18 protein-coding genes and 1 pseudogene are annotated in these 12700 nt (G+C 61.4%); 17 read left to right on the top strand and 2 right to left on the bottom strand.

The window, feature by feature from the left end:
- Nucleotides 1-652: 652 nt before the first annotated feature.
- Nucleotides 653-970, bottom strand: a complete 318-nt coding sequence (locus PC39_RS16030; RefSeq protein ID WP_353254420.1) for a CcdB family protein — start codon at nucleotides 968-970, stop codon at nucleotides 653-655.
- Nucleotides 970-1215, bottom strand: a complete 246-nt coding sequence (locus tag PC39_RS16025) for a type II toxin-antitoxin system CcdA family antitoxin (RefSeq protein ID WP_353254419.1) — start codon at nucleotides 1213-1215, stop codon at nucleotides 970-972. Before PC39_RS16025 ends, PC39_RS16030 begins: the two co-directional genes overlap by 1 nt.
- 161 nt (nucleotides 1216-1376) lie before the next feature.
- Between PC39_RS16025 and PC39_RS16020 the strand changes: the two genes are divergently transcribed.
- From PC39_RS16020 to PC39_RS15940, 17 genes and pseudogenes are all read left to right on the top strand, one after another.
- Nucleotides 1377-2387: a virulence RhuM family protein gene (locus tag PC39_RS16020; protein ID WP_353254418.1), complete on the top strand. Its 1011-nt coding sequence runs from the start codon at nucleotides 1377-1379 to the stop codon at nucleotides 2385-2387.
- Between the two features lie 121 nt (nucleotides 2388-2508).
- The gene (locus PC39_RS16015; protein ID WP_353254417.1) at nucleotides 2509-2904 is read left to right on the top strand and encodes a DUF1801 domain-containing protein; all 396 of its coding nucleotides are present in this window, start codon (nucleotides 2509-2511) and stop codon (nucleotides 2902-2904) included.
- Nucleotides 2905-3035: 131 nt separating this feature from the next.
- A complete protein-coding gene (locus PC39_RS16010; RefSeq protein ID WP_353254416.1) occupies nucleotides 3036-3431 on the top strand; it encodes an HNH endonuclease signature motif containing protein in 396 nt (131 codons plus the stop codon).
- Nucleotides 3432-4102: 671 nt separating this feature from the next.
- Nucleotides 4103-4336 carry a DUF2834 domain-containing protein gene (locus PC39_RS16005; RefSeq protein WP_353254415.1) on the top strand — a complete coding sequence of 78 codons (234 nt, stop codon included), beginning with the start codon at nucleotides 4103-4105 and terminating at the stop codon, nucleotides 4334-4336.
- Nucleotides 4337-4408: 72 nt separating this feature from the next.
- Nucleotides 4409-4957 carry a GNAT family N-acetyltransferase gene (locus tag PC39_RS16000; protein ID WP_353254414.1) on the top strand — a complete coding sequence of 183 codons (549 nt, stop codon included), beginning with the start codon at nucleotides 4409-4411 and terminating at the stop codon, nucleotides 4955-4957.
- Nucleotides 4958-5103: 146 nt separating this feature from the next.
- Entirely contained in the window at nucleotides 5104-5292 is a 189-nt protein-coding gene (locus tag PC39_RS15995) for a hypothetical protein (RefSeq protein ID WP_353254413.1), read from the top strand.
- A 346-nt stretch (nucleotides 5293-5638) separates the two neighbouring features.
- Nucleotides 5639-6040 (top strand): GFA family protein, encoded by a 402-nt coding sequence (locus PC39_RS15990; protein WP_353254412.1) that lies wholly within the window; start codon nucleotides 5639-5641, stop codon nucleotides 6038-6040.
- Between the two features lie 164 nt (nucleotides 6041-6204).
- Nucleotides 6205-6429, top strand: coding sequence for a hypothetical protein (locus PC39_RS15985; RefSeq protein WP_353254411.1), 225 nt, complete (start codon nucleotides 6205-6207; stop codon nucleotides 6427-6429).
- A gap of 31 nt (nucleotides 6430-6460) precedes the next feature.
- Nucleotides 6461-6895, top strand: coding sequence for an SRPBCC domain-containing protein (locus tag PC39_RS15980; RefSeq protein ID WP_353254410.1), 435 nt, complete (start codon nucleotides 6461-6463; stop codon nucleotides 6893-6895).
- A gap of 146 nt (nucleotides 6896-7041) precedes the next feature.
- Complete coding sequence (locus tag PC39_RS15975; protein WP_353254409.1) at nucleotides 7042-7410, top strand: VOC family protein; 369 nt, start codon at nucleotides 7042-7044, stop codon at nucleotides 7408-7410.
- A 63-nt stretch (nucleotides 7411-7473) separates the two neighbouring features.
- Nucleotides 7474-8025 carry a YdeI/OmpD-associated family protein gene (locus tag PC39_RS15970; RefSeq protein WP_353254408.1) on the top strand — a complete coding sequence of 184 codons (552 nt, stop codon included), beginning with the start codon at nucleotides 7474-7476 and terminating at the stop codon, nucleotides 8023-8025.
- A 168-nt stretch (nucleotides 8026-8193) separates the two neighbouring features.
- Nucleotides 8194-8580, top strand: coding sequence for a carboxymuconolactone decarboxylase family protein (locus tag PC39_RS15965; protein WP_353254423.1), 387 nt, complete (start codon nucleotides 8194-8196; stop codon nucleotides 8578-8580).
- Between the two features lie 54 nt (nucleotides 8581-8634).
- Nucleotides 8635-9426, top strand: coding sequence for an alpha/beta fold hydrolase (locus tag PC39_RS15960; RefSeq protein WP_353254407.1), 792 nt, complete (start codon nucleotides 8635-8637; stop codon nucleotides 9424-9426).
- A gap of 45 nt (nucleotides 9427-9471) precedes the next feature.
- Complete coding sequence (locus PC39_RS15955; protein WP_353254406.1) at nucleotides 9472-9867, top strand: nuclear transport factor 2 family protein; 396 nt, start codon at nucleotides 9472-9474, stop codon at nucleotides 9865-9867.
- A gap of 51 nt (nucleotides 9868-9918) precedes the next feature.
- Nucleotides 9919-10341, top strand: a pseudogene (gene arsN2, locus PC39_RS15950) (arsenic resistance N-acetyltransferase ArsN2); the annotation flags it as partial.
- Nucleotides 10342-10344: 3 nt separating this feature from the next.
- Nucleotides 10345-10875 carry a GNAT family N-acetyltransferase gene (locus PC39_RS15945; RefSeq protein ID WP_353254422.1) on the top strand — a complete coding sequence of 177 codons (531 nt, stop codon included), beginning with the start codon at nucleotides 10345-10347 and terminating at the stop codon, nucleotides 10873-10875.
- Nucleotides 10876-11089: 214 nt separating this feature from the next.
- Nucleotides 11090-12658 (top strand): hypothetical protein, encoded by a 1569-nt coding sequence (locus tag PC39_RS15940; protein WP_353254405.1) that lies wholly within the window; start codon nucleotides 11090-11092, stop codon nucleotides 12656-12658.
- Nucleotides 12659-12700: the final 42 nt, after the last annotated feature.

The raw sequence follows: 12700 nt of genomic DNA, 5'->3' as shown, positions 1-12700 counted from the left end.
CTCCATCCTCTCAAGAAATGGAGCCTCCGGGAATCTCGGGGCGGTTCACAACGTTCCCTGACGCGTCGGTTTTATCCGGTCACTCAAAATGGAACTACGATCAACCTGGGAACATTGGAGTGGCCAATGTAGAGCCGAGGTACGTTGAGGGTGATAGCCTCCTCGAGCGACTATCTTCGCTGTTGCCCGATCAGGCTCGTGTGGACGAGACAGCATTTCTTGGTCATTTGAGCAGTCTTTCCGAGGTTGTGCGCTCTTGTGCTGAACGGGTTTCTCAGTCTCAGGAAGTCCGTTCAGCACTGTTCTCCCAGCGGTTGTCGTCAATTGAGAACGTGCTTGATGGGGCTGAGGAACCAGAGCCATCTGTCATTAGAAGCTTCCTTACTGTTCAGGCTTTCTGCAAATCATTTGGGCTGCAATGGTTTACGGTAGGGAGGAAGTAATATGCCTAACCAGGCCAAGCACGGCGACAGCTTTTCCATTGCGGCTTCACCTCCATTACAAAGCCGCGCGTGTTGGCTGCGTTAGGTGACAGTTACCGGCGCGAGGGTCGGTAATCCCCCACATGCAGAAACTGATGGTCGCTTAGCTCCACTTTGGGGCAGCGCTAAGATGGGGGGTTGCCGCTCCAATTTGCCCGCTGCGCCGGGCGTTAAATGCCAGTGATAGCCACGTCCAAGGCTCCGATAATCTGGTCTCTGAAATGCGAGAGGGAGCCAACCGCGTTTTTGAGATGCTTTTCAGAAACAGCGGAAATTTGCGGGGTCAACAGTAGAAGCTCTTGGTCAGCAAAGCTGATTTCCGGCGTGAGTCCTTGCATGGCTTCGCCACCAAAGGCGGAGCGTTTCCCCAAAGGAATGACGATTCGAGTTGCCAGTTCGCTCAGCAGGCTGCTTTGAATATCGACGAGGTACGGGTAGTGCGCTTTGCTGGTCTTGCTTGGGTTGGGGTATACATCGAACTGTGCCATCAAAATTCCCTGAATTCGTCACCGAAGCATCCATGCTGCTCGACAAACTCGTTGTAACTTCTTATCGCAGCGCGGTTTTCTTCAACCCATCGTTCCGCTTCGCGTTTGGAGAGCTCTTCTTTCAGGGCTCGCTCCAGGGTGGCGGACAGGTTGATATTCAGTTCACGGGTCTTGCGCAGGAGATCGCTATTGACTGAGAGGTTGGCCGCTTTTTTCGGTGCGGCAGTGTTGTAGAGTTCGGCCATTCGAGCCTCTAAATGGCTATTTATGCATGGCCTCAGCTTATGCGCATGGCAGTGCGCATTCAAGCATTTGGCCAAGGGGTTAGGGTCAACCATGAGCCAGGGACACATTCAAGCGCGCATCATCAAAGAGGCCGTTGGGAGATGCTGAACAAGGTGACGGCATGAATGCCGGCGAACTCGTCCTCTATCGCACGGAGGACGGTCGAACGGAGGTCCATCTCCGCGTGGACGGGGATACCGCCTGGCTGACCCAGGCGGAGATGGCCGAGCTCTTTCATACCTCGGTTCCCAACATCAACAGGCACATCAAGAACATCCTGGAAGAAAAGGAGCTCTCGGCGCAGGCAACTATTAAGGATGACTTAATAGTTCGCGAAGAAGGAGGAAGACAAGTCCGGCGGAAGGTGAAGCTTTACTGCCTGCCCATGATTCTCGCCGTTGGCTACCGCGTTCAGTCGCCGCGCGGCACCCAGTTCCGCCAGTGGGCCACCGCTCACCTGGAGGAATACCTAGTCAAGGGCTTCGTCATGAACGACGAGCGCTTGAAGGAGCCCGGCGGTTGGGATTACTTCGACGAGCTGCTGGCGCGCATCCGCGACATCCGCGCCTCCGAGAAACGGTTCTATCAGAAGGTGCGCGACCTCTTCGCCCTCTCCAGCGACTACCGGCCCGATGACAGCGACGCACAGCGCTTCTTTGCCGAAGTGCAGAACAAGCTGCTCTATGCCGTCACCGGACACACCGCCGCCGAGCTCGTGGTCGAGCGCGCCGATCCCGCCCAGCCCAACATGGCGCTCACCAGTTGGAAGGGGGCGCGGGTGCGCAAGCAGGATGTCACTGTCGCCAAGAATTATCTTGGTGCCGAGGAAGTCGACACCCTAAACCGCCTTGTGGTGATCTTCCTGGAACAGGCGGAGCTGCGGGCCAAGGAGCGTAAGGACCTGACCCTGGACTACTGGCGCAACAATGTGGATCGCCTGCTGGAGTTCAATGAACGGCCGGTGTTGGAAAACGCCGGGTCAATCAGTACCAGGCAGGCGGAGAAAATCGTCCACAAACGCTACGAACAGTTCGACGCTCAGAGACGGCAGGACGAGGCGTTGGAGGCCGATGCCGTGGATTTGCGGGAGCTGGAGGCAGTAGAGAAGCAGATCAAGAAGAAGGGTGAGTGATGAGCCTCGCGCTCGCGGGTGTGAGGGTCAGGTCTTGTAATCGAGCGATACGTGCTGCTGTAGCCAATGGTTCGTAGTTTAGAGTGCAATACCTGATCCTCGGGCCATTGGAGAAACAGACATGGAACGTCGCAAGCCCCTGTCCTCGAAGAAACCGCCGGCGCCGGATGAGGATCACGACCTCATCCAGGCGTGGATCGCGAACACCAAGCCCGCCCTGAATCCGGTCGTTTCCGAACTGGACAGGTTGATTCGGCAGCACCTGGATGAGCCGAGGTACGCCATCAAATGGGGCAAGGCGTATTACGGGTCTCCAGCGTTCGGCTGGTGTATCGAGGTCGTCGCGTATGACGTTTCCGTCAACATCGTGTTTCTCAACGGCAGCCGACTCGACCCACGGCCGTCGCTTGGCGACGAAACCCGTTATGTGAAGATCAAGAGCCTCGAAGAACTTGGGGCTTCCCGGATACAGAAATGGATCGGGCAGTCATGCAATATGCCGGGTTGGGCGTGGTAAGTATCGCGTAACAATGCCATGGAGACGGGCGCATTCGCCGCTACACCCTCCAGGCTCTGCTCCCAACGCGATTCTCATGGCGAACTTGAGCTGCAAGACTATGCCATGTGGCCACTCGGGGTTGGGATGAAATGGCAAGCGCTTCACTGGACACGGAAAGAGTTCGCGGATGGTTCGAAACCTACCTGGAGCATAAATGCACCTGTCAGTACTGCGGTTTCGACGGAAGCAGATCACTACAGGACTGGTTTCAACTGCAGGGGGACCATTTGATTCCTCGAAACGTTGCCGCCGAGTACGCAGAGGATAACCTTAATAGGGTGATCTCTTGCTTTTACTGCAACTTGGTGAAGCGCAACTTTGATCCGGCGCTTGGGGAATTTAAGCAGGTTTTGAACCGCGAGGTACAACGTCAGTTGATCGAGCGTGCGCGTATAGAGATTGAGCGCCGCAAGCAGGAAAGCTGGAGTTACGGCGGCGGCCCTGAGGCGAGTTATCGATTCATGATGAAGCGCTTCCACAAGTGAACGGTAGATCGCATGCCCCAGCTATTCACGCCACCTGGCCGCCTTTCCGCTGTGCGGTCGGGTGGCGGCTGAGTTTCAGCATCAAGTGCCGTAGGAGGCTGCAATGACTATGGCTGGCGATATCAGGAGGATCGGTGTGGAGTGCGCAGGCCACGAAATACCCAAGCCGGCGGCAAAACAGCCGTTTCGTGTCAAGGGAATGGGGAGGCGACGTGGCGAGGAAGCACTCATATACCAAATCCCATCCCACACAGGTCGGCGCCCGTACGAGAAAGGTATAACGCTCTCGGAGTTCTCGTCCGCTTGGTCACAGCTCGATCAGTCGGGCGAGTTGACGGCGGCGTGGTTCAAGACAAACCTCCCTTCCTGTGCAAAGGAAGGGAGCTGCAACTTTACGAGTATAGGGGGCGTTTTCGAAATGCTAGGCCTCGCCAAGTACATTTCGAGAGGACGATACGTATCAACTAGGCTAGGCAGATAACCTACTGCTCAGGCCGGCCACTCGGGATACTGGGAGCTGTATATTGAATTCCGTATCGCGAATTTAGCTTCAGTGAGAATCGCTAAATGTCTGAGTCCGTCTTCAAGGCAACATTGGTTGTTGCCGCTCTTTCCTTCACGGGTTTCTTCGCCTTGGTCGTCGTGCCTCCGCTTATCGAGAATCCTGATTTATGGGGGCGTTCGCAGCCGGGTTTGTGAACCCATATGCCAGCGGCTATTCCACGGATGTCCTTTTTTGCTGGGCGATTCTTGCGGCCTGGGTGGCTTATGAAGCCAAGAAATACTCGGTTCGTAATGGTTGGGTTTGTCTGCTGCTTGGTATTGTTCCGGGGGTCGCGGTGGGTTTTGCCATGTATTTGCTGCTGCGCGCGAAGCAAGTCGGGGAAGTCAGACGTCATGCATAACGTGGCGTTCGCGAGCCAACCGCGTAATCACTGGCGCGGTTCGGCGTCGTCCGGATTTAGGCGTCAGGTGGCTTGAGTATTCAGCTACGCCTGCCCGAGGGCATTGAATCCGAACGTCTGGTATTTCGCCGGCCTTGCGTGGCCGATGCCCAGGCGTTGTTTGATGCGTACACCAGTGACCCTCAAGTGCCGAAATACATGGTATGGGCGCCGCACACCAATGTGTCGGAAACCGAGACGTTCCTGGAGGGGTGTGTCGCGGATTGGAATGAAGGCTCGCGATTCGCGTATGCGCTGACGCTGCAAGGCCGGGCATCGAGTCCCGTGGGCATGCTGGATGCAACGCCTAAGGGGCACATGCTTGATATCGGCTATGTCCTGGCGAGGGATTTGTGGGGCCGGGGGTTGATGACCGAAGCGGTCATGGCCTTTTCCGAACTGGCACTCGCCCTGCCGGGCGTGTTTCGGCTGCAAGCCTCCTGTGACTTTGAGAACATGGCTTCGGCGAGAACATTGGAAAAGTCGGGTTTCGTCCGCGAAGGAAGGCTGGATCGCTATACCGTGCATCCGAACATTTCGGTTGAGCCCAGGCCTTGCTTCATGTACGCAAGGTGCCGTTAGTGTCGGATTGGAGAATGCACCCCACAACGGGTTCTTTTGGGTTGCCGGGTTTAACGAAGCGCAACCCGGCCTCGCTGCAACCGTGGTTTGAGTAGTCGTTTATGTCCACAAGGTCTCCTTACGAGCCGGCTCGCGGTTCGGAGCGCGTGATCATCCAGGTTGTGATAGCGGGTGCCGGGCTCTTCCTGTTAATCGTGCCTATTGCTGCAGTGATGTCGGATGCGGCATTTCATCCGTTGCAGGTCATTGTGCCGCTGGTTGTCATTTCGCTGGCGGTTGCGCGACTGAAAGGCTGGATAAAGCGGGGTAGCGGTGGTGGCGGTGGGGGGCCTTGATAGCGGGTTGGCCAGGCATCAATACGATTGGAGCAGGTATTCAGGCGTGCTCGTGCGCTGGGGTGTTCTAATGTGTGCAGTTCCGCCCGGTCGAATGCCGGGGGCGGCGCAATCAGTGCATTAAATACGCTCCGGCCAACGGGGCGCCGCCGGATGGGGCCGAGTGTCAGTATTTCATTCCATATCGCGGATTCAGCTTCTTATCTCATATTCTGTCCCTGTCATCTCCCGCCATGACAACACGTAATCAAGTGGTCAACGGGACGCCAATTAAACTGCGCTCCGTTGGTGCCCATTACCATCGATGGCGTGTGTATTTCACACACAGACCATGGAAGGGGTTCTGATGACTGATTACTTCGGTTCTTGTCTGTGCGGCATCGTGAGCTTTGAGGTGAAAGGTGAGTTTGACAGCTTTTACCTGTGTCATTGTCAGTATTGCCAAAAAGATACAGGTTCGGCTCATGCGGCCAATCTATTCTCCCAGTCAGCTGAAATGGTCTGGCAGTCGGGTTCAGAGGCTGTGACTTCTTTTACGCTTCCCGGCACTCGTCACAACAAAAGCTTTTGTAAGTTTTGTGGTTCAGCATTGCCAAGTACTCTGGTCGCAGGTTTGCTCGTCGTTCCCGCAGGGTGTTTGGACACTGAAATCACTATGCTGCCAACTGCACATATCTTCTTGTCCAGCAAAGGTGCTTGGGATGAGAGGTTAGGAGAGGTGCCAAAGTTCGAGGGGCTTCCGGGTTGAGCTGCTGTCATATAACCAGTTGCTGTTGTCGGACGCGCCCAAGCTGCGATCCGGCATGCCGCAAAGCTAAGCGTTAAGCGTATTTGGGCCGAGTGGCGCGATGTCGAAAATGCCTTCCCTCCGTCGACCACTCATGGCATCCGCAATTTCCAGGGAAGGGCATTATGGCCAAGTACCTGATCTCGCTCCCCGGCGCGGCGATGGTCGTGCCGGACGGCGAGCGGGAGGCGGTGGACCGCGACGACCCACCGGTAGCGAGCAAGAGCTGCGCGTTTTCGGGTTCGACCCGCGGTCCTGGGGTTGGTGCCGACATGGAGCAGACAGTCCGGCTCCGCGAGTCGTGCAAGCCGACGCCGCTCCGCGGGCGGCTTATCGGGACGGTCGTTTAGCACCAAGGTCAAGTACTTCTGGGCGACGGTTATGAGTGAAGATAGAACGCTGCGCACTTCGAGAACCCTGCCGTTCTCGCCCGCGGCAATCTATGCCGCCTTTGCGTCGGCGGATCTGTTGGCGGCGTGGTGGGGGCCCGAAGGCTTTTCCAGTACGTTCGAGATTTTCGAGTTCACGGAGGGCGGTCGCTGGAAGTTCGTGATGCATGGCCCGGACGGGACAAGCTATCCCAACGAGAGCTTCTTCGAGCAGCTCGTGCCCGACGCCAAGATTGTCATTCACCATGATTGCCCGCCGAACTTCAAGCTTACCGTCGAACTGACGCCCGTTGATGAAGGCACTCGATTGACCTGGGAGCAGGTGTTCGAGGACGCGGAAACGGCGCGGGCCGTCAGGCAACGGGCCGGAGAGGCAAACGAACAGAACATTGATCGTTTGACTCATGTGCTCGAAGATTCTGCGTAAACAAACATTGTCATGAAAGGCACGTGCCTGGCGACATCGACATTTGATGGCTGGTTCCTGTCGCTGTTTCTGGCTGAGTCTCTCGCCGCCACGCGTCTCATCGTCAACGCCGGGTCGCACGGAGGTGACACGTCTTGGAAAAGTCCATGCTGGACCATGTCGTATTCGGCGTCAGCGATTACGCGGCGAGCCGGGCCTTCTTCCTGAAGGCGCTCGAGCCGCTCGGTGTCTCGATCGTCTGGGAAGGCGAGCTTGGCATCGAGCTCAGCTCCGACGGCAGGACTTCGTTGTGTCTGTTCCAGACCGAGGAGAAGCCGGCGCACCTTCACCTGGCGTTCGCGGCCGACAGTCGCCGGCAGGTCGACGCCTTCCATCGCGCGGCCCTGGAGGCGGGCGGCCGGGACAATGGTGCGCCCGGTCCGCGAGCGCAGTATCACGCGAACTACTACGCGGCGTTCGTTATCGGCCCGGACGGGCATAACATCGAAGCGGTTTGCCATGCGCCGGGAGCCTAGGTGCCCGGGCGCTGTCCGATCGCCGGCCCCGGCATCGGGGGCATTCGCGTAGCGGAGCAGGACATGACACGAGAAGCGACGAGGTCCCGGTTCGAGGCACGACTGCGTCGCCCCCGCGAGGCGGGCGACGGCGATCCCTGGGCCTTCGTGGTCCTGCCCGCCGAAGCGAGCGCGAAGCTGCCCAGGCGGGGCCGCCTTACCGTGGATGCCACCATCGATGGCCTGGGGTTCCGGGCCTTGCTCGAGCCGGACGGGCGGAAGGGTCACTGGCTGCGACTCGACGAGACGCTGTTGCGGGCCGCCGGCGCGGATTACGGCGACGTCGTGACGTTCGAGATCGTGGCCGCGGAGCGGGAGCCCGATCCGGACGTCCCCGCCGATCTGGCCGAGGCCCTGCGGGCCGCCCCCGAGGCCCGGTCCACTTGGAAGGGCACCACCACCCTCGCCCGCGTCGACTGGATACACTGGATCACGTCGGCCAGGCAGGCGAAGACGCGCGCGAAGCGAATCGGCGATGCCTGTGACATGCTTGCCTCCGGCAAGAAGCGGGTGTGTTGCTTCGATCCCTCGGGGTACTACAGCAAGGCGTTCAGTGCGCCGGAGGCAGCGGATTAGTCGCGTGCGATCGCCTGCCGGCGAGGCGTCGGGGCGGTATATTGAACGCAAAGCGGGCGAACGATCCCGATGGGGTCGCCAGCCGAGTCGATCGCCGTTCCGTCCCCCGGCACGGGGCCGGTGTCCCTGGGTGTCGCGGCCGATCCCTGCCAGAAGGAAAACGAATCGATGGAAAACGACCGCTATGCACGCGGCTGGGAAAAGCTGAAGGAGATCGACGGCGAGGTGGGTGAGAAGGTCGTCGAGAGCCTCAAGGATATCGCCCCCGATTTCGCGCGCTACCTGATCGAGTTCCCGTTCGGGGATATCTATTCCCGGCCCGGCCTGGATCTCAAGTCCAGGGAGATCGCGGTGGTCGCGGCCCTGACCGCCATGGGCAACGCCGCCCCGCAATTGAAGGTGCACATCCACGGTGCCCTGAATACGGGTAGCTCCGAGCGGGAAGTGATCGAGGTGATCATGCAGATGGCGGTGTATGCGGGTTTCCCGGCCGCCCTGAACGGGCTGCTGGCGGCGCGCGAGGTGTTCGAGGAGCGTGGTGGGCAGGCCGGATAGGATGCGCGCGGATGCTGGGAAGGGAAGGGAAGTGATGTCTTGTCGGGGGACGAGGTGAGCGTCGAGGCAAGCGACCGGTTCGTGGCCGTGCCCGGCGGCGACGTCTTCGTGCGCCAGTGGCGGCTCGACGAGGAGGACAGGGCGCCGATCATCCTGCTGCACGACTCGTTGGGTTCCGTCGAGCAGTGGCGGGACTTTCCGGAGGCGCTGGCGGTCGCAACGGGCCGCGGCGTGATTGCGTACGACCGTCTCGGATTCGGCAGGTCGACCCGCCGTGCGGTGCCCATGCAGGCCGGTTTCATCGACGACGAGGCGCGGGTCTATGTGCCGACCCTCGCCGATGCGCTCGGTCTGGGTGAGTATGTGCTTTTCGGGCACAGCGTCGGCGGCGGCATGGCGCTGGTTGCCGCGGCGGTTCCCGGCAATGACTGCGTGGCCGTCATCACGGAGGCCGCCCAGGCGTTCGTGGAGGCGCGGACGCTGACCGGCATCCGGGAGGCCAAGAAGGCCTTCGCGGACGAGTCCCGATTCGCCCGGCTGGAGAGATGGCACGGCGAGCGGGCGCGGTGGGTGTTGACGGCCTGGACGGAGGTCTGGCTGTCCCCGCGGTTCCGGGACTGGTCTCTCGATCCCTATCTCGACAAGGTGCGTTGCCCGGTCCTGGCGATCCACGGCGACGCCGACGAATTCGGGTCCGGCGAGTTCCCCCGCCGCATCGCGCAAGGGGTGAGCGGCCCCGCCAGGGAGGCGATCCTCGATGACTGCGGCCATGTGCCTCACCGGGAGCGGCGGGATCACGTGCTCGCCCTGGTGGCGGCGTTCCTGGAGGAGAATCGGGTACCGTAGCGGTCGCGCGCGTGTGCCGCGGCCCGCGGTTCGAGGCGGATGGATATGGACCGGGATGATTTGTTGGCGCACTTGCGGCAATTGGAAACCGCCATGCACTCGGCGGCCGTGCGTCGCAGCGTCGAGCGCCTCGACGCGTTACTGCATGACGCCTTCCGGGAAGTGGGAATGTCCGGACACAGTTGCGACAAACCGACGGTCCTGGCCCGCCTGCCGGATGCCGACGAGTCCGGGTCCATTCTCTCGCAGGATTTCGAGCTGGCGATGCTCGGTGAGGGTATTGCCCTTTTGGGCTATCGTTCGGCATTCGTGGACGATGACGGCGGCCTGTCGCGGTATGCTCGTAGGACATCGGTATGGGTCCGGGACGAGGCCGGGGCGTGGCGTCTTCGCTTTCACCAGGGAACCCCGACCGATGCCTTCGAGAAGACGTCGTCCTGATGTCGGCATGGAGGCGCGTTATCCCGGCGGGGTCAAGGCAGTCGGGCTGACATGCCGTGCCGGATATCAATGGATATCGCGAGCATAAGCCCCGGCCCGCAAGTCGAATCGCTTCTCGCCGAGGCGGGACTGCCGGTGGCCGATCTGCGCGATAACCGGGCCCTGACCCTGCTGGGGGTCCGGGATGCCGGCCAACTCGTGGGGGCCGTCGGTATCGAGGTTCACGGCGAGGCCGGTCTGCTTCGGTCCTTGGCGGTGGCGCCGGGGCGTCGCGGTGCCGGGCTGGGCCGGGAGCTGGTGTCCGGGGCCGAGACCTGGGCCGTGACACATGGTGTCGAGACGCTGTATCTGCTCACCGAGACGGCGGCCGAGTATTTCGCCGGGCTGGACTACGAAGCCGTCCCGCGCTCCGGGGCGCCGGCCGCCATCGCGGCGACCCGGCAGTTCTCCGACTTGTGTCCCGCCTCGGCCGCGTTCATGCGCAAGCGCCTCACCGTCGGGATCCGTCCCGAGACCGATGCCGACATCGATGCCATCGACGAGGTGACGGCCGCGGCCTTCGAGACCCTGGCTATCAGCAGCCACACCGAGCAGTTCATTGTCCGGGCATTGCGTGCCGCCGGCGCCCTGTCGTTGTCGCTGGTCGCTGAGATCGATGGCCGGGTCGTCGGGCACATCGCGTTCTCGCCCGTGACTGTCTCGGACGGCACGCCGGATTGGTACGGGCTGGGACCCGTCTCGGTCCTGCCCGGCCATCAGCGTCGGGGCATCGGCAAGGCCCTGATCCGCGAGGGCCTGTCACGGCTTTGCGGCATGGGCGCCCGGGGCTGCTGCCTGGTCGGGGACCCGGTGTACTACCGTCAATTCGGGTTCGAGGCCGTGCCGGGGTTCGTGCACGAGGGCGTGCCGCCGGACGCCTTTGTCGCCCTGTCTCTGGGCGGCGCCGTGCCGAGGGGCACGGTCGGGTTTCACGAAGCGTTCCAGGCAACCGGTCCGGTCGGCACCTAGACGAGCGTCCTCGGCGCCGCGGCGATGCTTCGTCAACGCCGGCGGCATCGATTCCGGCCGATCCGTTTTGGTGTCCGAGCGCCCTCCGGCCGGCTTTCTCGCCCGCCTTTGATCCATGTCAATTCGCAGGCGGCGGATTCATCTAGGCTTTGAGCCAGTCCGTTGTTCCGCATTGTCGCGACGATGCGGGCGTATCGATACAAGGAGTCAAACCGTGCCCAGGACCTCGCGCTCGTTTCTATCCATGGCCTTTCTCGCCTCGCTGCTGGTCGCCGGCTGCAACAATTCCAACGACCTGTTCGACGGGTTGGATTCCGATCCGGATCAGCCGACCGAGCCACCCGGTCCCGAGGCGATTCCGCTACTGGATTGGGACTGGTTCTCCGACGCGCGCGTGATCGATACCGACGAGAGCGATGCCGGGCGCGTGAACGGCGTGATCGCCGCCACCGGCGACGCCACCCTGATCTGGCGCCGCGAGGGCACCGCGCCCTTGAGTTGCGCGGCGACCACCTATTTCGAGATCACCACGACCAGTTGGGAAGGCTGGGCGGCCGATCTGGTGGAATGCGGCGATTCCGATCCGGGCGAGTTGCCTCAGGTGGGCATGGATAGCGACGGCAAGGCGATCGTGGCCTGGGTGAACGACCAGGTCGGGTCGGATGCCGCCGTGCGCTCGGCGTACCGGCCCGCCGACGGCGACTGGAGCGCCGCCGGGGATGTCAGCGTCAGCGGCGGCAGCGGTTTCGAGTCGAACCATCCGTCGCTGTTCGTGCCGCAGACCGGTGATGCCTACATGGTGTGGCAGCAGCGCACGACCAGTTCGTATGGCTCCTTCGACAACCTGTATCTGAGTGTCTTCGATACCGAGGCCAACACTTGGTCCGTGCCCACGGGCCTGAACGGCAGCGGTTCCGGCTCGGGTCCGCTGGGCGACTACTATCATCGACACCTCAATCCGGTGCTGGCCGGCAACCAGAACGGTCAAATGGTGCTGGCGTACACGGTGCAGCAGGGCTATGTCGGTGGCGATCAGTACGACATCGACGACCAGGTGCGTGCCGTGATCTACACGCCGGATGCCGCCGGCGACCAGTGGACTTCGCCGATGCGTCTGAGCGAAGGCACGAACCGGCCGTTCAACCTGCGCGCCGTTATCGACGGTGACGGCAACGCCATTGTGCTCTGGCTGCAGAACGACGGCACCGTCGAGAACCTCTATGGCCGGCGCTACGACGCGGTCGACGGTTGGGATGCCGAGCCGACCCTGTTGGAAAGCGGCGTCGCCCGCGTGATTGAAATGGACGCGGCCATCGATGGCAACGGCGATGTCATGGTGGCCTGGCGCCAGTTCATCGAGGATCCCGTGCCGTCGGCGCAGGTGGCCGACCCCGAGGGTTACACGAGCCGCCTGCAGTACAGCCGTTACGACAGCGAGACCGGGAGCTGGAGCGCGCCCGCCGGCATCCACGCCGATTCCGTGGAGGCGCTGGCGGTGTCCGTGGACGTGGACATGTGGGGCAACGCGCTGGTCGCCTGGGAGGGCGCGGAAGGCTACGAGATCAGTGCCAGCCGGTACGAACAGGCCACGGATACCTGGCGCGCGCCCGAGTTGCTGAGCACCGATTTCCGGGATGACCTGGACCCGGCCTACGGTCGCGTGGATGACGTCATGGTCTTCGTCAACGACGAGGGCTACGCCGGTGTCGGCTGGCAGCAGCACAACGGCACCAGCCGCCGCATCTATGCGAGCGGCCTGCGGGGCGAAGTCGTGGATAGATAGGCGCTCCTGCCTTTTGGGGAGAGGCGTCGCTTGCGGTCCATG

The organism is Salinisphaera sp. PC39, from assembly GCF_040361335.1.
In the GTDB taxonomy this organism is placed as follows: Bacteria; Pseudomonadota; Gammaproteobacteria; order Nevskiales; family Salinisphaeraceae; genus APNM01.
Note: the sequence above shows the minus strand (reverse complement) of the source record. Positions and strands in the feature narration are given on the sequence as shown.